A 24461-nucleotide genomic window follows, 5' to 3' on the forward strand; every position below is an offset into this window, starting at 1 on the left:
AAAGTGTCTAACTTTTTGGGGGCAGTGTAATCCTGGTGACTGCTTTAATAGCATCCCAAACTGCACTCTGCATCAATGTTACCACAAGGGTTGGTCCGAATGCAATGGCTATCTGAAGGGAAAAATCTTGAAGGTTTCCATAGATAACGCCGCTTTTATCATACCTGCTCAGTTCAAGGCCATTCCGGCTGAGGATTTCTTCGATCTGCACGATCTCGCCATCAGAAATAATGCCACCATAATAATCTAGGTGCACCACATTGGGTCCCCTCTTCAGTGTAGCATGGTTTTTGGCTTTGATCTCGATCTGACGATCAATAAAATCGTCGCTCAGGTTAGGCGACATGTCTTTTAGGGTTTTCCTATATTCTTCTTTATCAAACATAAACTAAAAATACCAAAATAAGTGGATTTGCCTCTCATTCATGTCATTGAAGCTTATTCAACCTTTTTTAGGACTCCACAACAAACAAAAAAGCCCTGCTCCAAATAGAAGCAGGACTATCATTTCCCAAAACAGCTTATCTGTTTTTATTACTTTCTTTTTAAGCTTAGTTACTTCAGCTATTCCGGCTGGCTCAAAACTATGATTTCCTGATAGGCCTTGCGCAAACGCGTTCCAGCTGCTTTGTTTCCCTTTTTGGGTATTTCGGCAAAAGTGATGAAGAACCAGTTTCATTGAAATCATAATGTAGTTACCCATTGTCTTTAAACCAAGTTTTTGTCTTACTAAGATTCAAAAAACGGATGAAATATTTAGCTCAAAATGCATTATTTTGATTAACTTTACCTCAGTTAAAACAGTTTTAGACTTGGGAAAATGCCCTGGTAAAAATGCGGTTTTGCAAGCTGAAAAGTGGGCCAAAAATGGCAATCCCTTATTATGGCACCACTAGAAATATATAGGTTTAAAATACTGATAATCAATTTATTATATGGGAGTTTTTCGTCCTGCCATCCCGACGAAACAAGGATTCAAAATCCGTCAAAAACCCTCTAAATCAATTGATTAGAGGGTTTTTTGTTTTTATTCCATATCAGTTTGGTGCTATAAATATCAACCTATTTAGCACCTGTTCCAGCACCAAAATCTTATTTCTATCATTGTAGATTTTCTGAGTCGGATATTTTCAATCACTTATGTACCTTACCGGCGGGAACCCAGGTCGCGTTCACGCTCATCACCACTAACGAGACGAGTCAATTCATTGCAATAGGTTATCTTACCATCATTAACCCTGAATTCAGCTATCACATGGATAAGTGCATGCCGGTCTTCATTCGTCTGAATTTTGACAGCGTGATTCGTAAAGATGATATTACCTTCTTCCACCATGGTCTGAAAATCAATCAGGGAATATTTGATAGCGAGTTTCTGCGCTTTCATATGTTTGCAAAAATTATCGAAATCCAGCTCTTCCCCGTCAACATGTTGACGGTAATCACGGCTGAAGTATTTTTCGATGGTAGTCGGGTCATAGGTTGGATTCTCTACAACTGCCTTGAAGGCATTTCTGATCAATTCTTTGTAACTGTTCATTTTTTTTAGGATTTGTTGATACAAAATTAGTTCCTAAACACAGTTCAAAATAAGTAATGAATCAGGTAAAAGCTGGACTAAATAGGGTTGCTTTCCTAAATGCTGCCGGAGAGACACCACTCGACCTTTTAAATAAACGTATAAAATAAGTGTCATCCAAATAGCCAAGCTTATAAGCGATTTCTTTTACATCAAGCTTGCTGTAAGCCAGGAGTCTTTTGGCTTCAAGCACAATCTGTTGATTTATCCAATAACTGACAGGCCTGCCGGAGACAGATTTTACACACTCGTTGAGGTAGCTGGGCGATACATTAAGCAAACCGGCGTATCCTGATGGCTTCTTTTCAATATTGAAGTGAGATTTAAGCAATACCCGGAACTGTTGGTTGAGGTAAAGACTGCGAGATGGGTGTGGCTGATCGTTTCCCTTCGGTAGAGTTGAAATGAAGAGCCCGGCGCATACCGATACCATGTGTGATAAAAGTGATACCTGAAGGTGACCATCCATTCTATTTGCAAGCAAATCTGATAAGGACTTCAGACAGTTCCCGAATGTGTAATTGATTGAGCCTTCTAATCCCATTGGTTTTTGATTCCCATATTCCTTTTCTGCTAAATCCCGATAATTTTGATCGATTAACAGAGGTTCAGCTGCCAAGATCCAACCAGTGGTGTTCCTGGAGGCTATAAAATGGTGAACCTGACCAGGAATGATAAAATAACCACAGGGACCAATTAAAGAAACTGCTTCGAAATCTACCATTATATGGCTTTCTCCCGATTGCTGAAAAATAAATATGTAATAGCTGTCGCTGTGCGCGGTTTCAAGTGGAGGGCGACTGTTAATATAGTCATGCAGTGGCCGCAGATAGATATCTGTATGTTTTAGCGTGTTTAAAGTGTAAATGGGGATGGGAGCTTTCTTTTTGCTCATAAAGTAATAATATAGAATCAGGTGCTGAAAATGGCTTATATGCTGAAGAAACCAGTGATAAATCGGGTAGTAGCCCGGTATTATTTAAATGTAAAATACAATACTGCCATTACTACTCTTTTTTCGAGCGTACCCATATCAGTTTATTCGCTTTATCAAACCGATAAATCTCGCTCCACCACCTTGCCCCGCCACGGCATGAGGTAGAAAGGAGCCTGTTTTTTTTGTCAATGGTCACATCACAGAACCCGATGCAATTCGCATTGTTACTGGCTGGTTCTTTAAGCTTTTTAAAACGTTTTGATCCCGGATCATAAAGAAAGATTGTAAAAGTCCGATAGACGCCCATGCCAGCATCCGGGATGGAAAATCCTACATCATCATACCCGTCAAAATTGTAGTCGGCTATATGGCTCCGCCTAATTTGCTGTGGATTATCAAAGCTTTCAAGCTGTAAAGTTTCCTTATGCCCGTCCTGATATGTAAATGTTAGTGCAGTATTTTCATGATGGCTAAAAGTTATCAGGATATGGTTGATGAATAATCTGTCTTCCTGTCTGTTATCAGGGGAGCCACCTGCAGTCTGTTCAAGATTAAATATCTTTCCGTCTTTAGCGCGTTTATAAACTGCTCCTGAAATGTTTCTGCTTGTTTCACTGAGGCTATAATTTCCGGTAATTTTTCCGTCAATCAGCTCATCCCACCTATAGTAAACAGTTGAAATATTATTTTCGTTATTTTTTTTGATATCCATTGTTCTTATCCTAAGAGGGATAATGCCTTTTTGTCCAACGTACTGCACAAACGCCCCTTTTCCTTCGGTCCCATAATAGATTTTCAACTGAAAATTTTTCCCGCTGTCGGTGGATTTCAGAAGGTAAGGCTGGGCCCTCGCCCGTGAAAAAAAGAGCAAAAGGATGATACAGGCCACATAATTAAATTTCATGCTTTTCGGTTTTAATTTATTAGACTTTTGATACCGCTACTTTATGGGATGTTACAGTATAGCTAACCTCATCAATGAAGATATAAAATTATAATCTAATTTTTTTATTTCCCGAATCCGGGAAATAAAATACCCGCAACATATCTTTATTGGGTCTCTTGGCAATACTAAATTCCGTAGTAAATATAGCTATGCTTACAATATTATCCCATTTGGTTTTCCTGATCAGGTTTCTTGATAACTTGTCACTGATTTAATATTTTTCATGTGCTTTTGCACAAATATAATTCAGATATATTTGTAGTATGTTTAGTAACGGCATCCTTTTGCCTATCATCATTATTTCAGGTATGGTCTACAGCATACTGGCAAGAAAGCTGACCGTTACGGCTGCCTTTACAGGCGGGATACTGGCAGTTATTATTTTTAGTGCTGCAGGTTACACGGGTTTTGCGATGATGACAACCTTTTTCATCCTGGGTTCTTTCGCCACTTCCTGGCAGAAGCATAAAAAACAAGCTTTTGCGCTTAGAGAGGAAACAGGTAAAGGCCGTAATGCCCTTCAGGTACTGGCCAATGCCGGAGCAGCTGCCGTTGCAGGTATCCTGATTCTATGTTATCCACGGCTCGATTATCTGATGCTTCCGGCTATGGCAGCAGCTTTTGCCTCGGCTACAGCTGATACCTTATCCTCAGAGCTGGGTATGGTTTATGGAAGACGGTTTTTTAATGTTATTTCGTTCAGGCCCGACAGTTGCGGGATGGATGGGGTGATTAGTCTGGAAGGAACCCTGATCGGTATTGGTGGCAGCGGTATTATTGCGGGCATTTATGCGCTGGGATGTGGATGGGACATTAGCTTTTTATTTATTGTATTGGCAGGAACGGTAGGGAATCTCACTGATTCTGTATTGGGGGCAGTGCTCGAGCGCAGGGGGATGATCGGGAATGATGTGGTCAATTTTTTGAATACGTTGGCTGCAATGGGGGTGATGGTCGTCCTGATATTACTTTTTCTATGATAAATGGCCAGAATGAATATTCTGGCCATTATTGGTTATCGTTGAATATTTTTAGATAATTAGTATTATTAACCGCTTTTGAGGTATTATTTGAAAAGATCAGTTCCCCATTTCCAGTCTCTGATCTCAGGCATATCAATACCATGTTCACGGATATATAATTTATGTTTGATGAGCTGGTCTTCCATTTCCTGTTTTAAATAGGCACTTTTATTCCCTAATTGAGGCAAACGTTTCAGTGCGTCCATAACCAGGTTGAACCTGTCCGTTTCGTTCAGTACCGTCATATCAAATGGTGTGGTAATGGTGCCTTCTTCTTTATATCCGCGCACATGGATATTATGATGATTGGTACGGCGATAAGTAAGGCGATGGATAAGCCATGGGTAAGCATGAAAAGAGAAAATAACGGGTTTGTTCGAAGTAAATAATGAATCAAATTCTTCATCGTTCAATCCGTGTGGATGCTCTGATTCTGGTTGAAGTTTCATTAGGTCGACCACATTTACAACCCTGATTTTTAACTCAGGAATATGTTTTTTCAAAATTTCTACTGCAGCAAGTATTTCCAGAGTAGGCACATCACCTGCGCAGGCCATAACCAGGTCAGGTTCCTGTCCCGCATCGCTGCTGGCCCATGGCCAGATGCCAATACCTTTAGTACAATGTATAGTGGCCTCATCAATAGAAAGCCATTGTGGTGAAGGGTGTTTGCCAGCAATTACTACATTTACATAATGCCTACTACGCAAACAGTGGTCCATTACCGATAACAGGCAATTGGCATCAGGTGGAAGATAAACACGGACAACAGAAGCTTTTTTATTAATCACATGATCAATGAAACCCGGATCCTGATGGGTAAAACCATTATGGTCTTGTCGCCAAACGTGCGATGCGAGCAGTATGTTCAGGGATGCAAGTTTTCTTCTCCATGGTAATCCTGCCGTAACCTTTAGCCACTTGGCGTGTTGGTTAAACATCGAGTCGATAATGTGTATAAATGCTTCGTAACAGTTAAACAGGCCATGCCGTCCGGTTAGTAAATATCCTTCGAGCCAGCCTTCGCACTGGTGTTCACTGAGCATTTCCATCACCCTGCCATCGTTTGCTAAAAAGTCATCATTTTCCTCTTTAAGGGCATTCCATTGCCTGTTGGTTACCTCGAAAACAGCATTTAACTTATTGGAAAGTGTTTCATCTGGACCAAACAGTCTAAAGTTTCTCGATTCCATGTTCAATTTAATCACATCCCTGATAAAACTGCTCAAAATCAACGTATCACCCTGTCCGGTTATACCTTTTTGCTGAATGTCAATGGCATATTCCCGGAAATCGGGTATATGAAGATTTTTAAGCAAAATGCCGCCATTGGTGTGTGGATTAGCGCCCATCCTCCGTTCGTTCACAGGAGCCAGTGCAGCCAGTTCCGGGAGGAGCCTGCCATTTTCATCGAAAAGTTCATTAGGTTTGTAGCTAAGCAACCACTTTTCCAGTGCTGCAAGATGTTCCGGCGAATGGGCGGGATCTGAAAGCGGTACCTGATGTGCCCGGAATGATCCTTCTACTTGTAGGCCGTCTACCACTTTCGGTCCCGTCCATCCTTTCGGTGTCCGTAAAATAATCATTGGCCAGCATGGCCGTGTTATATTACCGTTTTGCGCCTGCTCTTTAATTTCATTTATATCTGCCATCACCTGGTCAAGCACATTGGCCATTTGATGGTGCATGGTAGAAGGCTCATCGCCTGAAAGCAGATAGGGTTTCCAGCCGTAGCCCTTAAAAAGATCTTTCAATTCTTCCTCAGGGATCCTTGCCAGGACTGCAGGATTAGCAATTTTGTAGCCATTTAGATGTAAAATAGGTAAAACCACACCGTCTGTAATCGGATTAAGGAATTTGTTAGAATGCCAGGCTGTAGCCAGCGGACCGGTTTCTGCCTCCCCATCGCCAACTACACAGGAAACGATGAGTCCCGGGTTATCAAAAACAGCACCAAATGCATGACTGAGCGAATAGCCAAGTTCGCCACCTTCATGCATGGAGCCCGGACATTCGGGAGAAACATGGCTGGGAATCCCGCCAGGGAACGAAAACTGTTTGAATAGTTTGGTCATTCCCTTTTCATCCTGTGATATTTCGGGGTAGATTTCCGAATAAGTTCCTTCCAGATAAGTTTGCGCAACCATCGCCGGGCCTCCATGGCCAGGTCCGGAGATATAAAACATATTCAGGTCATGCTTTTTAATGATCCTGTTAAGATGGGTGTATATAAAATTCTGACCAGGTGTAGTACCCCAGTGGCCTAGTAAAACCCGCTTTATATGTTCTGATTGCAAGGGCTCTTTCAATAACGGGTTTGCCCTAAGATATATCTGCCCTACAGCTAAATAATTTGATGCACGCCAATAGGCGTCCAGTCCGGCCAGGGTTTCGGATGATAATTCATTGTTATTCATAATGTTATTAATAGGTTGATAGCAGTAGTGATTAAAGGTCGCGATTGTTTTTCGCATTAAGTCATGTTTTTTTGTGTCTTTTCATGAATATCGCATCAAAAAATTATAGACGAAAATTTCTTATGTTATCTTATTAACTTTCCGTCGATTCCCGAATTTCATGCCAGTAAAGAATACACCCATAGGTGCAGAATCAGCACCTGGAAAAGAATATCAAAAATCAGTTGTTACACACTAAGCATTTCAAAACCATTAACAGGAAAGGCTTTCTTTACCTTTTTTTATAGAAATATAGAATGGTGAGGAATCAAGATTTATTACCTGAATGCTAAGTTTTTACAAACAATTTATCTGTTTTAAAGTTTTTCATTCTTCCTGGGTGTAAACACGCTAAGGATAATAGGATACATCTTTTTATATTTACACGTGGGTATTTTCACTTAGAGAATTAATGGGGCAAAATAATAGTCCTTCTTTGGACACACTCAGGGCGTTTGAAACAGCACCTGCTATGTTTATGATCTTATCTCCAAATCTGTATATCCTTACAGCAAGTGATCTTTTTCTGGAGGCTACCGGAACGCGGAGAGATACAATTGCCGGTAGTTATATCTTTGATGCCTTTCCAGGTAATCCGGATTTGGAAGGCGCAGATGGGGTCAAAAATATTTTATCTTCGCTCAGGAAAGTGATAGCTACGGGAAAGCAGCATGCTATGCCGGTACAGCGTTACGATGTTCCTGACCGTTCGATTCCGGGAACTTTCATCGTACGCTACTGGGAACCCCTGCACGTACCCGTGTTTGATGATACCGGGTCACTTTCCTATATCATACAGTCGGTAAAAAACGTTACCGGGGAGATCATGAGCCGGGCCGAAGCAAAACAGAGCCGTGCTGACAGGGAGGAAAGTTTAAGGGAACTGGATTTAGTAAACAGGCGTCTTAGTGCTGCACATGATACCCTGCAGGTGATGAACCTTTCACTCGAATCGGAGGTGGCGAAACGTACGCTCGAGCTTGAACAGAGTGAACGCAAATACAGGAATCTTATTGAGCATAGTCCGGTAGCCATGCAGGTATTCAGGGGAGAAGATATGACTTTTGAGATCGTTAACGATTCGATGCTCAGGTTTCTGGGTAAGGACCGTGATATTATCGGAAAAACACTTTTTCAGGGTGTGCCTGAAATAATAGGTCAGCCTGTTGTTGATGTCCTGTATGGGGTTTACAGGACAGGAAAACCCCTGGAACTACATGGGGAAAAAGTAATTCTTGAGCGCAATGGCATAAGTGAAACAGGATATTACGATGTGATTTATCGCGCCCTTTACGATGATGGTGAAGTGACAGGAGTACTCGGGATTGCAATTGATGTTACCCCGCAGATTCTTGCACAACAGGCTATTTTGGAGAGTGAAGAGCGTTTTCGGAATATGGCGGAAGGTAGCGATATATTTATATCGCTAACAGATGAGCATGGGGCGCTCGAATATCTCAATGCCTCCTGGGCAGATATGACAGGTTGGGCACGTGATAACTTAAAGCAGCTTAGCTGGGATGAATTTGTCCATCCCGATGATAGGAAAGCGGTTACGGCAAAGTTCCTTCATGGACTTGAAAACAAACAGGAGTTTACAAATGAATTCAGACTGCAGAACAAAGAAAATGAATACCGGTGGCTCAGGATAAAGGGAATACCCAGATTTGACAGTACACAGTCTTTTAACGGATTCATATTTTCTGGAATAGATGTAACTGAGGAGAAACAGCGCTTGCTGGAAATCGAGTATATCAATAAGGCACTTATATTTTCCAATGAACAGCTTTCAGATGCAAATCTGAAATTATTGGAAAGTGAAGAAAATCTTAAAACGGCCTTTGATGCGGGCGGATTGGGAAGCTGTAGCCTTGACCTAAAGACAGGAAGGGCGGAGATGTCACCCACATACCGGCACCTTTACGGACTTCCCCAGCAAGGTGATATTTCATGGGGAATGTTACTAGACTCAGTAGAACCAGAGTTTTTAAATGAAGTAAACCTCGTCCTGGAAAATGCCATTAATCATGGAGCTCCAGTAGATAGCACCTATGCTATACGCAACCTTTCCACAGGTGAGCGGCGGTGGATGCGCGTTGTTGGTAAAGTTTATCAGGGTGCTGATGGAGTGAACGAAAGGATATATGCCGTTGTTATGGACGTAACCTCGCAGAAAGAGGATGAGATCCGGAAAAATGATTTTATCGCCATGGTAAGCCACGAACTAAAGACCCCACTTACTTCGATATCGGGTTATGTTCAGCTTCTTGACCTTAAAACGAGGCAAGGCAGCAGCTATGATGGAAAACCTGTTCTGGATAAAATACAGACCCAGCTTAAAAAAATGACCACCATGATTAATGGTTTTTTGAGTATATCGCGACTTGAATCTGGAAAAATACAACTGGCCAGGAAAAAGTTTGATATCGCAGATATTACTTCCCGGCTTGTGGAAGAATACCATACCCTGGTTTCAACGCACAGTTTTGTTTTTAATCATTGTACAGCCACCCTGGTTCACGCTGATGAAGACAAGATTGAACATGTAATTAACAACCTCTTGAGTAATGCAGTAAAATATTCTCCATCCGGCACCTCAATTGAAATCAACTGCACTTTAAAAGGAGATCTGGTTGTGCTGAGTGTAAAAGATAATGGCATGGGAATCCATGCCCATGATGTACCAAGGCTTTTTGAACGTTATTACAGGGTGCAGAGTTTACAAACAAGTACCATTGCGGGGTTCGGCATCGGATTATACCTGTGTGCCGAGATCATTCACAGGCATAGTGGGAAAATATGGGTTGAAAGTGAACTGGATCAAGGTTCAACATTTTATTTTAGTCTTCCTATTGCCAATGGTGAGTAAGCGTGATAGCATACAGGGCCGGAATTGTTGGAAAACAAATTTAAATAGAAAGCAGGATAGAAAAAGCCATACCCCGCCAAATAGATGTTGAGGGGATGTATCCCTTTCAAATGTTTTTTTAGTCTGAATGCTGATTATCATAATCAGGTATGGCTTTTATAATTTTACTTAAACTTTTTTTGCTTGCGAATATTTGTTGACAGGCTTTATAATATAAACTATGTTTCGGTAAAACCGGTCTATATTGTATATGGATAAACCGGGAGAGATTGACCACACTTCTCTGGAAAAAAAACACAAAACACTGTAAGTCATTATGTTAAGTGTTGTTTAGGTAGGTCAAATAAATTCTTTTGTTATTAATGCAACCTCTAATCAATTCTTATCGTCTTTCCTGCAAACATTAAACAGATATGTCCTGGCAGTACCAAACAAATTTTAAAACGATGAAAAAAACCACTTACCTTTTTATTTTTACCCTTTGCGTTTTATGTAGTTCCTGTACGATGATGGTGAAAGGGATCGCCAAATTATTGGTTAAAGATTACAATGATTACACCGGAACTCATATTTCTGATGTAAAAATCATAGATGCGGAAGGAAGAGGTCAATCATTCGGTAATTTGTACAAAGGCAAGACAGTCTATCTATACGTTTTGGGAAATAAGAAATTATCAACTCATCAAGAAAAATCATATCAACAGCTGAAAGAACGTTTTGCTAAATATCCAGATGTAGTTTTCTCCAATCTATATGTCGGTTCAGATACCTTATCAAACACAAATAGGCTGGGTGATGATGCTTCGTCGGCCGAATTCCGTAAGATTTTGTCTATTAGCGATCCGGCACCGTTCATCATTGGAAAAGATGGTGCAATACTGGCTTACAAAGGACCGAAGCCAGATGATAAAATTATAGTAGATTATGTTCTTTATCAGGCCATGAAAGGAGAAGACGGGACTAAATCTGCAAAGCGGTTCATTAGGGCTGTGAACGGGAATGACCAGTTTAAATCTCCTAAATTCATTGAATGGTACACCCTTCATTTTGGCAAAACTCCCGACCATAAACTTAATATGTCTTTATCTTCCACAAATTAAAGATGATCCCTTTACCTTTCTGCCAGGATGATGTCTGGATAAAAATATTCATTTTGTATGTTACAGTTAGGGATATGAGTGGTGGTAAGTGAAAAGTAAGGTAGACTGAGGGTAAGCATATAGGTAGGATGGATTGTGTTGTGCATGACAAACAATCCTGTGCCAGGCGTGTTGAGCATATAATTATTATGCATTTCAACTGGATTTTCCACTTTATAGGCTAATTATATAATCTTACTATGAACAACGCGAAAAAAATTCTTCCTTTTGCCAATGGATTTTCTTTAATCTTAACAATTGCCGTCAACTACCTGTCCAATGCCGGACTGTTAAATGGCAATAGTATGAAAACGGTTTCCGATAGGTATTTCAATTATTTTACGCCGGCTGGCTATGCATTTTCAATATGGGGTCTTATTTATCTTGGGTTGCTTGGTTTTGTTATTTATACAGGAATTAATGGTAAGAAAAATCCGGACAAATCCGGCGTCTTAACAAAAATTGGCTGGTGGTTTGTACTGTCTTGTTTGGCGAATTCCCTTTGGGTAGTTGCCTGGTTATATGATTATACCGGTATTTCGGTTATGATTATGGGTGTTCTTCTTTTTTCTTTGCTAAAAATTGTTGTAAATACCCGCATGGAGCTGGATGCTCATCCGTTGAAAGAATATCTTTTCATCTACTGGCCTTTTGCGTTGTATTCGGGATGGATTACTGTAGCTTTTATAGCAAATATTTCTGCTTATCTGACTAAAATTGGTTGGCAGGGATGGGGTATTTCTAATGCCGGATGGGCTATTATCATGATCTGCACAGCAGGATTAGTTAATATCATGATGGTTTATACCAGAAACCTGCGCGAATTTGCAGTGGTGGGGATCTGGGCATTAATGGCTATTTCTGTTTCCAATAATACTAATCCTAGTGGTAAGAACATTGTTTACACCTGTTATGCGGTGAGTATTATTATACTTGCCTTCGTTATCCATAGTGGTTTGAAAAACCGGAAACATTCAATTCATAGTATGTAATTTAAACACTATGCAACAATCCCCGGATATATCAGCAGCCATCTTAACTACTGCTACTCAACGTGGCTCTGAAAAAAGCACCTGTCCATCGGAGATTGCCCGCATGTTGTTTCCATCTGATTGGCGTAAGCGTATGGGCGATGTAGTTAATGCTGCAATTGACCTGCATAACCAACATAAAGTAGTGATCACGCAAAAGGGGATACCTGTAGATGTAAATCACATTAAAGGACCTATACGCATTAAGATGATCTGACCCAGACTGATTCGGTTTTTTGTCATGTTTATTTGTTTTTATGACGGCCTTTACGGTTTTTTTGATAATTTATTTCTGAGACGGCTAGTTTTTTGCCTCCTGATATCATAACTCATTCAGGTTTTCAAGATAATATTTTGCCCTATCTAATACTGAAGATTTAAGCTGAGCGTCCATGTTGTCCCAGATCCTGTAAACCATTAACAGCCTATGGTTATGCTCAAGCTTTTCTCTGTTCCTGACATGGAAGTCCCAATACATGCTATTGAAGGGGCAGGAATTTTCACCGGTTTTATCACTGCGATCATATTTGCAGCTATCGCAGTAATTACTCATTTTATGGATATAGTTGGCCGATGCCGTGTAGGGTTTTGAACCTATGAGTCCTCCATCGGCATATTGGCTCATGCCCCTGGTGTTGGTAATTTCAACCCATTGTAAGGCATCTATGTAAATGCCGAGATACCAGAAATCCAGATCATCAGGATTTATCCCTGCGAGCAGTGCGAAATTTCCGGTGATCATCAGACGTTGTATATGATGGGCATACGAAAAATCGAGTGATTGAGTTATGGAATGTTTTAAGCAGTTCATCTTCGTCTTGCCTGTCCAGTACCACTCTGGAAGTTTTTTTTGATGATTGAAATAGTTCAGTTTTCCGAACCCGGGCATCTTCATCCAGTATACGCCCCTCATGTATTCCCGCCAGCCCAAAATTTGCCTTATAAATCCTTCGATCTGGTTTATTGCTACCGCTTTTTTGTTGTTTCGCCGGTAGTCAATTGCTGTACTGATCACCTCAACTGGTGAAATCATTTTAGTATTCAGGCTAAAGGATAGGCGGGAATGGTAAAGGGACCATTCTCCGGTATGCATGGCATCCTGGAAAGTCCCGAATAGTTGCAGGCAGTTTTCGCAGAAATACTGCAGAAGTTTCAAAGACTGCGTCCTGTTAAGCGGCCAGGGCAGATGTGCAGGGTCGATGTTGCCTATCGTTCTGATTCCGGCGTCTCTGATCTTATTGAATTGTTTGCTAACATCGTTCTCAAATAGCAAGGGCGGATTTGGTTTATGATTTTTGGGGAGTTTTTTTCGATTTTCAGCATCAAAATTCCATTTTCCGCCCTGAGGGTCATCACTTTCATCAAGTAAAACGTGGTGTTTTAAACGCATGTGCCGGTAAAAGTTTTCCATCACCATTTCTTTTTTGTCCGAAAAAAAAAGGCCCAGTTCTGCTCTGCTGGTGAAAAAATGTTCGGTATCAAAAGCGCGGTATTTAATCTGCAGACCATTGCAAAAGCGCTCGATTTCGTGGTCCAGGCGGTACTCATCGGGTAATTGGTACTGAAATTCTTCGATTTCAAATTTTTGGATGAGCGCAGCTAAGTTGCCTGAAAAATTCTGGTGGTTCTCTGGATCATCCAGATGGAGATACAGGATTTCAAATCCTTTATCATTAAGCGTTTCAGCGAAATTCTCCATTGCAGCGAAAAAAGCACATGCTTTTTGAATATGGTGCCATACATAATCCGTCTCTGCTTTTACTTCCATCAGTACATGAAGTATGTCGGGGGTGCTTTGAGAAAACCATGAATGTTGCAGGTTGAGCTGATCGCCCAGGATTAGCCTTAGTATCTTGTATTTTTTCTTCATCATCTTTATCAGGAGAAGTCGGTTCCTTTTGTTTGGCTGTTATTGCCGGTCAGATTTTTATTGATTTTCCATAGCACTTAACCTATCTTTTTCAAGATAGGGCCTGCACAATTTCCAGTATTTAAAGAAAGAAGGATATTCTCCTGTAACTTCGGGGAACATCCACTCATAACTGTCCTTTATGCCCGGATAATGGTTGAATGCCGGATGTTCTTTTGAAATAAACCTTTCCTCTGCCGGTATTGTGCTCTCTTTGTAAAGTAATGCTATTTCACAAAGCTCACCGCTGAAAATCTTGATTCCGGGAATATTTCTGGAAAGCCCTGTTAAAAAAGCGATTACATTTTCGCTTACAGGGTATTTTGAGAAGTGTGAGGGTTCCAGCAGGAGTATACGGTTGGCTTTATCACTTTTTCTCCAGTTGGGATCAAGGTTGTAGCTGTTGTAAATTATCGTCGGCTTGTAAATGTCTATTTCTGGTAAAACAGTTTCTGGGAGAATGGTTTTTAACTGCAGTTTTGTTCTGCCCTTCAGCACATCGGGTATGGAGATGAGCGGGAGCTCTTCATAGGTTTTATCCAAAAAAGTGCCTTTCTGATTGCTTTGCGTATAGTTGTTGATATTCTCCTGATTACAGTAGTACTTTTTTTGGGAGAATGCTCCTGAAACCCATTGCCAGCTGGCATTGTTGCTTGCGATATCTCCATCAAGCAGGTGATAGTATAGCCATTTTGATGGCGTGCTCCAGTGGGTTTTACCGATGTTGCATGCAATAGAGGCAACATACATCCTGATGTGGTTGTGCATGTAACCCGTTTTGTACAGGAGCCCTATTCCGTTATCGACTGCGCTTATGCCTGTCTGCGATTTCAGTATCGATAATATCATATCATGTTCCTCAACATCGGGTTGGGGCCGCTGCAAATCTTTCCAAATGAGCTCTTTTTTTTCCTGCCAGATACGCTGGTAATATTCGCGCCAGGCGAGCTCCTGCAAAAACTTTTCGGCCCTATCTAGTCCAAATCCTTTTTTTGAAATTTCCTGCTGGATCTGCTTCAGGCTCACTACTCCTCTGGAGATATACGGAGAGAGATAACTCACTGCACCATTTATAAAATTTCTCGTTTTTGCATATTGCAAGGGGTCCAGATCTTCGATCCTTTTCAAAATCTCGCTATAATCGGTAGGGAATTTTGTTTCGCTCATTTGCTATCGCTTGGTTAATTTTTCTTTTGTCAGTAATTTATGATGCTGATTTGTTGTTCCTGCATTTATCGCTGCAGTATTTTACATCAGCCCACACCTTTGCCCATTTTTTTCGCCAGTTGAAGGGTCTGTTACATACCAGGCAGATTTTTGATGGCAGGTTTTGCTTTTTTATGGCTTTCATATCGGATGTTTAAAGGCAATGTTTGTCTTTACTTTTATATTCCGTTATAGCTGCTCCTCACCACTGAACCAAACATGAGTGCAAATTTTTTCGCATTCGAAATCCTGATCCGTTCGCCCATGATCTGTTCTGCAGTTTTTTTCTTGATTTTCTCAAAGAGCTCTTCGTAATAAATGTAGGCGAGATATACGCCCTTTCGGGATGATTTTGGCAGCTGTTTTATTCCGTCGAGCGCTTCCCTGAATTCTGCTGCGATCTCCTTTTCTATGGCAAGTTTTTCATCAATTGAAAACTTAGCCAAATTTACCCCGGGAAAGTAGTTCCGGCCCAGCTGGTAAAAATCTGCATTAACGTCCCTTAAAAAATTGACTTTTTGAAAGGCCGAACCTAATTTCATGGCCGGATTCTTCAACTGTTCATAACTTTCTGTATCGCCCTCTACAAATACGTGCAGGCACATTAAGCCTACAACCTGTGCCGAGCCCAGTATATAACGTTCATATTTTTCTTCTGTGTAAATTTCCTTTCCGAGATCCATTCGCATGCTTTCCAGAAAAAGTTCGATGAGCTCTATCTTTACTTTATATTTATTTACAACCTGCTGGAATGCATTAAGGATTGGGTTAAGGCTGATCTGGTCTTTGATGGCCTCAAATGTGTCTCTTTTAAATCTGCAGAGCAGCAACGCTTTATCATAATTATGGAAGCTATCTACGATTTCGTCGGCAAGCCTTACAAAACCGTATATCGCATATATTGGATCGCGATGTTTTTTATTCAGGAACTGGATGCCAAGCGAAAAACTGGTGCTGTAATTTTTGGTAACGATTTTACTGCATTGTGCAGATACTTTATCAAAGATAATTTTCATGTGGGTATTATCGGTTGATTAATTCTTTTCAAAATTCTTTGCGTAGTGGAAATCTTCAAGTTTTCCAAGCAGGGCTATCAGTTCGATCTTTTCATTTCCGGAAAGTGGGGTTGTAACATTAGCTGATGCGAGCCGGATTTTATCCATGCTCTGCTTCAGCTCATCATTTCCTTTTTCGGTAATCTGTACAATCGTGCTTCTTTTGTCAATACCGGATGATTTCTGAACGATCAGACCTTTGTCGAATAACCTTTTGATAATCAATGTCCCTGCAGGCTTATCATGGATGTTTTGTTTGATAAGTTCCGTTTTGCTCATTTCTCCGGCCGAAGTGAGGGTAATCAGGTATATAAATTCATCGGGGGTAGAAAATGCACTACCTGCTATTGCTGCCTTTGCATGCATTTTTGCATATCTGTAAAGGTGCACAAGGGAGGTGTTGATGACGCTATCTGCCGACCTGCCGCTAGCCTTACCCTTCCATACAGGCGATTGCTTTTTAGATGTTGCTTTGCCCGGATCACGTTCGTTTAGCCACCTGCGAAAGGCATTTAAATCTTCAGATGGATTTAACGAATCATTTTCGTAAGTTTTAACCAATGATAAAAGTTCATTTACAAGGTTGTACATCATATTTTGTTTTGATTAAGCCGGTCTGTAATCTGTTTTAAGTTTAATCTTATTGAAAAGTGGTCTTCAGATTGCTCATCCCCCCATCAACGGGAATAACCTGACCGGTTATCCAGCTGCTATCTGCCGACAATAAAAATCCGATAGCTGCACTGATATCCTTTGCTGCCCCATACCTTCCTAAAGGATGCCTTTTCGCGGAAGCCTCCATTTTTTCCGGGCTGTTAAGGAGTTTGGAGGCCAATGGTGTATCTGTTAGCGAAGGTGCAACCACATTAACCCTGATCTGGCTTGCAGATAACTCAGCCGCGAGGGAGATGGCCAGCCCTTCTATTGCAGCCTTTGATGCCGCGATACTGGAATGAAAACCCATTCCTGTTTGGGCTGCCACCGAACTGATCAGTACGATGGATGCCGAACCACTGTTTTTTAGTGGTTTTAGTGCCTGCTGTATTGATGAGGCTGCCCCAACCACATTAAGCCTGAAATCATTTATAAAGTCGCTCTCGGTTATTCTGTTAAAAGGTTTAAGGTTGATGTTTCCTACGCAGTATACCAATCCATGAAGTACTTCAGGCAAAAAGGAAGACAGTGGTTCCATGTCGTGCAGTACATCAAGCTCAGCATAAGAAACCGATTCAGGCCAGCTGGCAGAGCGATTTCTGGAAGCGGCGAAAACATGGGCACCTTCGCTGCTCAACAAATGGACCAGCTCAAGCCCTATACCTGAACTTGCACCTATTATCAGGATGTTTTTATGATGAAATTTCATGATCGTGTTTTTTTTCAATTAATATATTTATATGTAAAAATATGTAAAATATAGTTCATTTATAAACTAAATTTTAAACATGTATCCGCCGAATCTTGCTATCAGTTTCATCAGGCTGATTTAATGGTTTATAGCGGCTTGAATAAGATAAAAGCAGAGTGCAGGGTTAAATGGGTATTTGAACAATTGTGTTATGCTCGGCAATAAATGGAAGGCGGGTTTTAGCAGCTGGTTCACTATGCAGGCAGATCATCGATATACAGCATTGATCTTTCTTTTTTAAAAAAAAACATGCTTATGCACACATTTTTTGCCTCTTATAAATCTTAAATTAAATATTGATTGCAGCGCTCTTATTTTTTAAGTGCATAGAAATATTTAAGTTTACATATCAAGCTGAACGTCGTGTTTGTGTTCAGTTTTTAAACAAAGGCTGAAACAATGATTTCTACTTCTGTTTGTCCTTAATTTAATAATTATCATACCAGAACATATCATGCAAAGTAAAAACAAATTCCGGCTACTTACTATCGGCCTTATATTTTTGGTTACACTATCATCATTCACATTGATTGGCGGGCATCACGATATTGAGCCTAAAGAAGGCCGGAAGATTGTGAACATTGTAAATTTTATCAGGCTTCTTGAGCCCAGAGATGCCCGGATTACCCAGGATGTACTTTATCAGACAGTTGTAAGCCAGGTAGAAATCATGAAAAAATATAGGCTGCCTGGTACTTTTCTGCTTCAATATGATGCCCTGATGGATCCGCGATATCAAAAACTCTTATCCACGCTTCCCAAAGGGTCATTCGAAATTGGTGCATGGTGGGAACTTCCGCAACCGCTTATTGAAAAGGCAGGTATAAAATGGCGGGGAAAATATTCATGGGACTGGCATTCTGACGTTGGTTTCTCCGTAGGATACAGCCCTGCAGAACGCGAAAAAATTATCGATGTCTATTTTGCAGATTTTAAAAAGATATTTGGGTACTATCCCAAATCTGTTGCTTCGTGGGTTATCGATGCGCATTCGCTAAATTATATGTACGATAAGTATAAGATTGTGGCATCGGCAAATTGTAAGGACCAGGTGGGCACAGATGGATTTACACTTTGGGGCGGATACTGGAACCAGGCCTATTATCCAAGCCGTGTTAATGCATATATGCCTGCACAACATGCCGAAAAGCAGCTTCCGGTTCCGGTTTTTAGATTGCTTGGAAGCGACCCGATCAGGCAGTACGCTGATGGGAGTACCGTAACAACCCTCGAACCCGTGTATAGCCATGCAGGTGGTAATCTCCAATGGATCAACTGGTTTTTTCAGACTTTTTCTAACGACCCGTCGCTTGGCTTTAATTACACGCAGGCAGGTCAGGAAAATTCGTTTACCTGGGATGCCATGAAAAAAGGACTTGAAATACAAATGCCGATCATTGCGCAGCTTAAGGAACAGGGCAAGGTAAAGGTAGAAACCATGGCCCAGTCTGGGCAGTGGTTTAAAAAAACATATAAGGTAACGCCGGCAACAACTTTTACGGTAACCAAAGATTTAGGTAATAGCGATAAGAAAACGATATGGTACAATAGCCGTTTTTACAGAATCAATCTGCTATGGGAAAACAGCAGCCTGCGCATCACTGATATTCATTTATTTAATGAGACTGTTCCGGATAAATACCTCAATGCGGTAACTACAACCAATCAAAGCTTTTTCTACACCCTGCCTGTTGTAGATGGTTTTTTATGGGGCAAGGCAGGTAACCCGGCAGGGCTTATGTTTATGTACAATGCCGCGGGGCAGGAGCAAGCCATAAAAGGCGGTAATCCAATATTTACAAATCCGGGAAAGAGTACCGCACATATTTCGTGGCCTGTTCAAAACGGGAGCTTTGAGATTGATCTTAAAGAAAAGTCTGTCGTGGTGAAGTTTAAAGGTAAATCCCTCACTAGCTGGTTTCTCGATTTCAATGCAACAAATCGAAATGATTTACCGATTACCGGTATTCAAACAGACCACACGGACTATCTCTTCGAAAATCATCCCTATCAACTGAAGGCCATAAAAGGCAGCTTTGAAAAACCATCAAATGGTAGTGTTTTTCGTATAAAGCCGCAGGCTGATGCGCTAATGCTTAAAATGACGGATCAGTAGTATTTCCATGCGATGGATAAAACGAAATTAATTTTTCCTCATATCAGATCCTGTTGATAAACATTTTCCTTCTAATTTGGTTTTAATCCCTGGCAGGGCAACCACTGCCAGTAATATGGAAAATCCGACACCTTCAAAGGCCAGGAGCCTGAACTGCCTAAACTGGCTTAATTTTTCTGCAGCTGACGTAGCCACAGGTCTAGGTCCTTTTTTGGCCGTGTATCTTGCGTCGAACTTAAAATGGGATCCTTCCGAAATAGGCATAGCCATTGGGGCAATGAGCCTCGCTACCGTCATCGCACAATCGCCTGCCGGCTGGTTTTGCGATGTGAGTGATAAGAAAAGACTAGGGATTGTGATCGTTACCCTTACCATCTGTATCGCCGGGTTTTGTATGCTTTTTTTTCCGGCATTCTACGCGGTAATCGGTTGTCAGATAGCAATCGGGGTAGCAGCGGCATTCTTTGGACCTGTACTGATTTCTCTGGCCATGGGAATAGGCGGTGCAGACAGGTTTGACCATACCATTAGCCGTAACCAAACCTTTAACCATGCAGGCAATGTAGCCTCTGCAGTCATCATCGGACTGCTGGGCAAGTTTACCCACAATGAGGGGATTTTTTACGGACTTGCCATCTTTTGTGCAATGAGCATTATTTTTACCCTGGGGATAAGAGAAAATGATATTTCGCACCAGAGCAGCGAGCCGGTGGCAGGGAAGAAAAGCGGAAAGACCGGAATGCTGGATATGCTGAAAAATAAGGGGTATTTGATTTTGCTATTTTCTGCTATACTATTCCACTTTGCCAATGCAGCGATGCTTCCGCTGGTTGGTCAGGAATTAGGCAGGGACGAGGGGAGCAATGCTTCGCTCTACATGTCTGCCTGTATTGTGCTTGCACAGGCTGTTATGATACCGATAGCCTTTATGAGTGGCAAGTGGGCCAAAAAAGGGCGGAGAAAACTGATGATTTTAGCCTTCGTGATGTTACCCATCAGGGGAGTGCTTTATACCCTCTACAAAGGTGCTCCGTACCTGGTGAGTATACAGGTGCTCGATGGGATTGCAGGCGGGATCTTTAGCGTGGTATCCATACTAATGGTTGCCGATCTTTTCAGAGGTTCGGGTAAAGATAATTTTGCGCAGGGCATCCTGGCAACTTCAGTTGGTATCGGTGCCTCACTGAGCAATGTAGTTAGCGGGTATATCGTATCACATGCTGGTTTTAATTATGGCATGTTTATCCTCTCGGCCATTGCGTTTGCAGCCTTTATTATCTTCTACTTCATGATGCCAGAAACCATAAATGTTCCTGCCCGAAGGTTGGACATAGCAGAATAGTGAAGCCCCCCGTGGCTTTCTTATCCTAAAGCTTTAAAAAAAATGACCGTTCCAAAATATTCTTATCTTTCCTTAAATATTATAATATAATGACTTCAACCCTTATCCTGCTTATTTCGCTGCTTGCCATAGCAGGGGTAATCGTCAGGCCATTTGGAATTCCCGAATATATCTCTGCCTGTGCCGGGGCGGCCATATTGCTACTCTCAGGGCTGCTAAAATTTTCAGAGGGGATTTCCGGTTTTAGCAAAGGGATAGATGTATATTTTTTTCTGACCGGAATGATGATGCTGGCAGAAACGGCGAGGATTGAGGGGATGTTCGACTGGCTTGCGGCCCATGCAGCAAGGCTGGCAAAAGGGTCTTCCACCAGGCTTTTCTTTCTTATTTATCTGGTGGGCACGCTCGTAACGATTTTCCTATCCAATGATGCAACTGCTGTGGTACTCACCCCGGCGGTAATCGCAGCAGTGAGGGCCAGTAAAGTGAAAAATCCATTGCCCTACCTTTTCATCTGCGCTTTTATTGCCAATGCAGCCTCATTTGTGCTACCCATTTCAAATCCTGCAAATCTGGTTATCTATGGTTCCCATCTTCCCGATCTTAGAGGATGGCTTTCAAGCTTTTTAATTCCATCCATTGTTTCCATCATCGCAACTTTTATTGTTCTTTATTTTCTTCAGCGTAAAGCATTGAGAGAGTCGCTCAGCACCGATATAAACATCCCAATATTATCTGGCGGTGGAAAAGCTGCCATCGGCGGGATATTTTTATCTGCGGTAATTTTGACCGTTTCCTCAGCCTGGGGCATTTCACTGGGGCTGCCCACTTTTATCTCTGGCATGGTAACCGTTATGATTGTATGCATTGGAACGCGGAGGATTCCTTTAACTATTGCCAAAGGGGTATCCTGGAATGTGTTGCCATTGGTGGCTGGTTTGTTCATCATCGTAGAAGCCTTCGGAAAGACAGGCCTTACACGATCTGTATCTGAGTTACTTACTTCTTATGCACAGGGCAATGTTGCCGGCGCGGCATGGGGAAGCGGCATCATAACCGCAGTAGTATGTAACCTGATGAATAACCTGCCTGCAGGACTAACCGCGTCCAGTATCGTACATAGCTCAGCTCCCCCTGAAATCATCAGACGCGCTATTCTTATTGGTATTGACCTTGGACCCAACCTTTCGCTAACTGGCTCTCTCGCTTCCATACTTTGGCTGGTCGCCCTTCGCCGGGAGAACCTGAGTGTTAATGGCTGGAGCTTTTTAAAGCTGGGGGCCATTGTGATGACAGTTCCATTATTGCTCGTTCTGGCTTCGCTTTTCATATAGCACGTATATGGTATGGTAAAGCGATTCCTTAGAGGAAATGATTTTTACTTCAATAATTATGATTGTTATTCATTACAACTCAAAACAGTAAGGATAAATCCGATAGTAAATTTAAATGCGTAAAAAAAATCAGATGATAAAAAATGAGGTGGGAGCTTGAGATGAAATTGTGCGTATTTTTAGCTAAAATCAATACAACTGGATTCTTTTTTTTTGTATTTTTGTGTATTAATATTCTGTTAATCAAAGCATTGTAAAAAAAACAAGAACGTCAGCTAAACCTTGTTAGCTATGCTCTGGCAGGGTAAAAAGGATCGTGGCGCCTTTTCCTTTTTCGCTTTCCGCCCAGATATTGCCTTTATGTTTTGTGATGATTTCACGGCATAGAAACAGTCCGATTCCGAAGCCAGAAATTGTAGGGTTGCCCATAGTACGGTAGTAGCGGTCGAAAATTTTTTCTTCTTCTCCGGCTGTAATCCCGGGTCCCTCATCAATTACCTTAACCATTAAGCCCTCTCGGTTTTTAGTGCACAATATTTTAATGTTACTATCGCATGGCGCATATTTGATGGCATTACCGACCAGGTTATACATCACCGCAGAGATTTTGTTCCGATCTGCAAGAACCTTACTGTTGCATGTTGATTGGAAGGAGATTTTGTGTGTGCTGTGCATGAACGAAAGTTCTTCTACAACCTCTTGAAGCAGTTCATCGAGCCGGAAAGACTCGTGGTGGAAGTTCATGTTTCCTGATTCTAACCTTAATATGTCGAGAAAGCCAGCGATCATTTTAGACATTTTATTGATCTGGATCTGAGATTTGTTCAAGGCGAGTTCGAAATGGTTGCGATTCATAGCATCCAGCTTTGCTTTCATAACCTGAAGAAATCCATTAAGAGAGGTAAGGGGTGTTCTGAGTTCATGGCTGATGATGCCTATGAATTCGTTTTTTCTGATTTCCTCATTTTTTCTCATGGTAATGTCCAGGCAGGAAGCGATATATCCGGCAAAGGATCCATCCGAACGGAAGCGGGGCGGACATTGGCAGAGGTACCACCGGTATTCGCCTGTGCTATCAGGCATACGGAACTCCATATTGAAAACGGTACGTTCTTTAAAGCTTGCCATGTACTTTTTTATAAATTCCTGTTTTTCATCAGGATGAATCAGATCTACCCAACCATTAGCCAATAACTCGTCCATCTTTCTGCCTGTTACCGTTTCCCAGCGTTTATTGAAATATATTCTGTTATTGTCCTCATCGCCCACAGAGATCAGCAGTTCGGTACCCTCAGCCATGGTTCGAAACCGTTCTTCGCTTTCGGAGAGTTCGATAAGCCGGCCCTCTACACGCTCTTCTAGTTCTGCATTCAGTTCATGGAGTTCTTTTCTGGCTTCTTCCAATGCTTTATTTGCCTGCTGGGATTTTTTTAGTGATTCGACTGTACTTTCTGCTTTTTCAACAGCCTGTTCTTCGAGTACCCGATGGGTTACATCTACAGCACTGTTCATCACTGCAATTACCTTACCTTCGCTGTCCTTTACCGGAAGATACTCAAAGTCAAAATAGTAGGTGTTTATTTTTCCTTCAATCTCCAATTCAGCTGGCGATCCTTCACCAGTAAAAGTAGTGCCCTCCATCCATGCTTTGCGGAACATTTCTGGATAGGGCTGGTTTTTTAGTTCAGGGAGTACATCCAGAAGGGGTTTGCCGATAATACTGCTATCTTTTCCCCAGATTTTTAGCATTGCCTGATTGGCACTTTGTATCACTGCGTTTTCTCCACAGTGTACTGAAGTTGCCGTTTTGCTTAAGCTATACACTCCCAATAAGTCCTCACTGCTCATTAACCCATTCTGCTGGCCCATTAGTTGTATTTTATGTGTAAACCCTTGTCCTATAAGTCATCTTTAATGATAATCTAACAGTAATATGCTAATGATGTTTTGGGAATTTAAAATTATCATATCTATTCATAGAAGAGAAACCATAGTTTTTAATTTTGTTATCAACTTAAAGCGTGATTGTAAAAAGTACCGTTAATGAATTTTCCTGACAGTAAAACCCTGCATCCAGGATGGAAGGGTCATTTTGGTTTGTAAATCAGCAGGGTT

Annotated in this window: 21 protein-coding genes; 8 read left to right on the top strand and 13 right to left on the bottom strand. The window is 41.5% G+C overall.

Annotated features, from left to right (window positions below; genetic code table 11):
• Positions 1–7: 7 nt before the first annotated feature.
• From H9L23_RS07880 to H9L23_RS07900, 5 genes are all read right to left on the bottom strand, one after another.
• Complete coding sequence (locus H9L23_RS07880) at positions 8–385, bottom strand: hypothetical protein (RefSeq protein ID WP_187594442.1); 378 nt, start codon at positions 383–385, stop codon at positions 8–10.
• Positions 386–442: 57 nt separating this feature from the next.
• Positions 443–703, bottom strand: a complete 261-nt coding sequence (locus tag H9L23_RS27175) for a hypothetical protein (RefSeq protein ID WP_187594443.1) — start codon at positions 701–703, stop codon at positions 443–445.
• 444 nt (positions 704–1147) lie between these two features.
• A complete protein-coding gene (locus H9L23_RS07890) occupies positions 1148–1540 on the bottom strand; it encodes a nuclear transport factor 2 family protein (protein ID WP_187594444.1) in 393 nt (130 codons plus the stop codon).
• 61 nt (positions 1541–1601) lie between these two features.
• Entirely contained in the window at positions 1602–2474 is an 873-nt protein-coding gene (locus H9L23_RS07895; RefSeq protein ID WP_187594445.1) for an AraC family transcriptional regulator, read from the bottom strand.
• Positions 2475–2586: 112 nt separating this feature from the next.
• On the bottom strand, positions 2587–3420 hold the full coding sequence (locus tag H9L23_RS07900; RefSeq protein WP_187594446.1) for an XAC2610-related protein: 834 nt from the start codon (positions 3418–3420) through the stop codon (positions 2587–2589).
• A gap of 305 nt (positions 3421–3725) precedes the next feature.
• On the opposite strand from H9L23_RS07900, the gene H9L23_RS07905 reads away from it, so the two are divergent.
• Complete coding sequence (locus H9L23_RS07905) at positions 3726–4442, top strand: DUF92 domain-containing protein (RefSeq protein WP_187594447.1); 717 nt, start codon at positions 3726–3728, stop codon at positions 4440–4442.
• A gap of 86 nt (positions 4443–4528) precedes the next feature.
• On the opposite strand, the gene H9L23_RS07910 is transcribed toward H9L23_RS07905, so the two are convergent.
• On the bottom strand, positions 4529–6901 hold the full coding sequence (locus tag H9L23_RS07910) for a phosphoketolase family protein (protein ID WP_187594448.1): 2373 nt from the start codon (positions 6899–6901) through the stop codon (positions 4529–4531).
• A 511-nt stretch (positions 6902–7412) separates the two neighbouring features.
• On the opposite strand from H9L23_RS07910, the gene H9L23_RS07915 reads away from it, so the two are divergent.
• From H9L23_RS07915 to H9L23_RS07930, 4 genes are all read left to right on the top strand, one after another.
• Complete coding sequence (locus tag H9L23_RS07915; protein WP_246474882.1) at positions 7413–9809, top strand: sensor histidine kinase; 2397 nt, start codon at positions 7413–7415, stop codon at positions 9807–9809.
• Between the two features lie 446 nt (positions 9810–10255).
• The gene (locus H9L23_RS07920) at positions 10256–10909 is read left to right on the top strand and encodes a hypothetical protein (protein WP_187594450.1); all 654 of its coding nucleotides are present in this window, start codon (positions 10256–10258) and stop codon (positions 10907–10909) included.
• Between the two features lie 344 nt (positions 10910–11253).
• Entirely contained in the window at positions 11254–11940 is a 687-nt protein-coding gene (locus H9L23_RS07925) for a hypothetical protein (RefSeq protein WP_223191052.1), read from the top strand.
• A gap of 10 nt (positions 11941–11950) precedes the next feature.
• Positions 11951–12196: a DUF3253 domain-containing protein gene (locus H9L23_RS07930; RefSeq protein ID WP_187594452.1), complete on the top strand. Its 246-nt coding sequence runs from the start codon at positions 11951–11953 to the stop codon at positions 12194–12196.
• Positions 12197–12301: 105 nt separating this feature from the next.
• Here H9L23_RS07930 and H9L23_RS07935 read toward each other — a convergent pair whose 3' ends face one another.
• The 6 genes from H9L23_RS07935 to H9L23_RS07960 are packed head-to-tail and all read right to left on the bottom strand — an operon-like array spanning position 12302 to position 17512.
• Entirely contained in the window at positions 12302–13852 is a 1551-nt protein-coding gene (locus H9L23_RS07935; RefSeq protein WP_246474883.1) for a cryptochrome/photolyase family protein, read from the bottom strand.
• Positions 13853–13906: 54 nt separating this feature from the next.
• Positions 13907–15055, bottom strand: a complete 1149-nt coding sequence (locus H9L23_RS07940) for an FAD-binding domain-containing protein (protein ID WP_187594453.1) — start codon at positions 15053–15055, stop codon at positions 13907–13909.
• Positions 15056–15092: 37 nt separating this feature from the next.
• Positions 15093–15239, bottom strand: coding sequence for a DUF2256 domain-containing protein (locus H9L23_RS07945; protein WP_187594454.1), 147 nt, complete (start codon positions 15237–15239; stop codon positions 15093–15095).
• A gap of 34 nt (positions 15240–15273) precedes the next feature.
• Positions 15274–16110, bottom strand: coding sequence for a phytoene/squalene synthase family protein (locus H9L23_RS07950; RefSeq protein ID WP_187594455.1), 837 nt, complete (start codon positions 16108–16110; stop codon positions 15274–15276).
• 18 nt (positions 16111–16128) lie between these two features.
• Positions 16129–16743, bottom strand: a complete 615-nt coding sequence (locus H9L23_RS07955; RefSeq protein WP_187594456.1) for a MarR family winged helix-turn-helix transcriptional regulator — start codon at positions 16741–16743, stop codon at positions 16129–16131.
• A gap of 46 nt (positions 16744–16789) precedes the next feature.
• Positions 16790–17512 (bottom strand): SDR family NAD(P)-dependent oxidoreductase, encoded by a 723-nt coding sequence (locus H9L23_RS07960; RefSeq protein WP_187594457.1) that lies wholly within the window; start codon positions 17510–17512, stop codon positions 16790–16792.
• 496 nt (positions 17513–18008) lie between these two features.
• Between H9L23_RS07960 and H9L23_RS07965 the strand changes: the two genes are divergently transcribed.
• From H9L23_RS07965 to H9L23_RS07975, 3 genes are all read left to right on the top strand, one after another.
• Complete coding sequence (locus tag H9L23_RS07965) at positions 18009–19670, top strand: hypothetical protein (RefSeq protein ID WP_187594458.1); 1662 nt, start codon at positions 18009–18011, stop codon at positions 19668–19670.
• A 76-nt stretch (positions 19671–19746) separates the two neighbouring features.
• Positions 19747–21012 (top strand): MFS transporter, encoded by a 1266-nt coding sequence (locus H9L23_RS07970; RefSeq protein WP_187594459.1) that lies wholly within the window; start codon positions 19747–19749, stop codon positions 21010–21012.
• 89 nt (positions 21013–21101) lie between these two features.
• The gene (locus tag H9L23_RS07975; RefSeq protein ID WP_187594460.1) at positions 21102–22346 is read left to right on the top strand and encodes an arsenic transporter; all 1245 of its coding nucleotides are present in this window, start codon (positions 21102–21104) and stop codon (positions 22344–22346) included.
• A 285-nt stretch (positions 22347–22631) separates the two neighbouring features.
• Here H9L23_RS07975 and H9L23_RS07980 read toward each other — a convergent pair whose 3' ends face one another.
• Entirely contained in the window at positions 22632–24215 is a 1584-nt protein-coding gene (locus tag H9L23_RS07980) for a sensor histidine kinase (protein ID WP_187594461.1), read from the bottom strand.
• Positions 24216–24461 lie beyond the last annotated feature (246 nt).

The organism is Pedobacter roseus, assembly GCF_014395225.1.
Taxonomy (GTDB): Bacteria; Bacteroidota; Bacteroidia; order Sphingobacteriales; family Sphingobacteriaceae; genus Pedobacter; species Pedobacter roseus.

Coding starts and splice junctions, on each gene's coding strand:
- H9L23_RS07920 (WP_187594450.1), top strand. CDS start 10,256: ATGAAAAAAACCACTTACCTTTTTATTTTTACCCTTTGCGTTTTATGT.
- H9L23_RS07880 (WP_187594442.1), bottom strand. CDS start 385: ATGTTTGATAAAGAAGAATATAGGAAAACCCTAAAAGACATGTCGCCT.
- H9L23_RS07940 (WP_187594453.1), bottom strand. CDS start 15,055: ATGAGCGAAACAAAATTCCCTACCGATTATAGCGAGATTTTGAAAAGG.
- H9L23_RS07950 (WP_187594455.1), bottom strand. CDS start 16,110: ATGAAAATTATCTTTGATAAAGTATCTGCACAATGCAGTAAAATCGTT.
- H9L23_RS07980 (WP_187594461.1), bottom strand. CDS start 24,215: ATGGGCCAGCAGAATGGGTTAATGAGCAGTGAGGACTTATTGGGAGTG.
- H9L23_RS07930 (WP_187594452.1), top strand. CDS start 11,951: ATGCAACAATCCCCGGATATATCAGCAGCCATCTTAACTACTGCTACT.
- H9L23_RS07905 (WP_187594447.1), top strand. CDS start 3,726: ATGTTTAGTAACGGCATCCTTTTGCCTATCATCATTATTTCAGGTATG.
- H9L23_RS07945 (WP_187594454.1), bottom strand. CDS start 15,239: ATGAAAGCCATAAAAAAGCAAAACCTGCCATCAAAAATCTGCCTGGTA.
- H9L23_RS07965 (WP_187594458.1), top strand. CDS start 18,009: ATGCAAAGTAAAAACAAATTCCGGCTACTTACTATCGGCCTTATATTT.
- H9L23_RS07975 (WP_187594460.1), top strand. CDS start 21,102: ATGACTTCAACCCTTATCCTGCTTATTTCGCTGCTTGCCATAGCAGGG.
- H9L23_RS07955 (WP_187594456.1), bottom strand. CDS start 16,743: ATGATGTACAACCTTGTAAATGAACTTTTATCATTGGTTAAAACTTAC.
- H9L23_RS27175 (WP_187594443.1), bottom strand. CDS start 703: ATGGGTAACTACATTATGATTTCAATGAAACTGGTTCTTCATCACTTT.
- H9L23_RS07890 (WP_187594444.1), bottom strand. CDS start 1,540: ATGAACAGTTACAAAGAATTGATCAGAAATGCCTTCAAGGCAGTTGTA.
- H9L23_RS07910 (WP_187594448.1), bottom strand. CDS start 6,901: ATGAATAACAATGAATTATCATCCGAAACCCTGGCCGGACTGGACGCC.
- H9L23_RS07895 (WP_187594445.1), bottom strand. CDS start 2,474: ATGAGCAAAAAGAAAGCTCCCATCCCCATTTACACTTTAAACACGCTA.
- H9L23_RS07935 (WP_246474883.1), bottom strand. CDS start 13,852: ATGATGAAGAAAAAATACAAGATACTAAGGCTAATCCTGGGCGATCAG.
- H9L23_RS07915 (WP_246474882.1), top strand. CDS start 7,413: ATGTTTATGATCTTATCTCCAAATCTGTATATCCTTACAGCAAGTGAT.
- H9L23_RS07900 (WP_187594446.1), bottom strand. CDS start 3,420: ATGAAATTTAATTATGTGGCCTGTATCATCCTTTTGCTCTTTTTTTCA.
- H9L23_RS07925 (WP_223191052.1), top strand. CDS start 11,254: ATGAAAACGGTTTCCGATAGGTATTTCAATTATTTTACGCCGGCTGGC.
- H9L23_RS07960 (WP_187594457.1), bottom strand. CDS start 17,512: ATGAAATTTCATCATAAAAACATCCTGATAATAGGTGCAAGTTCAGGT.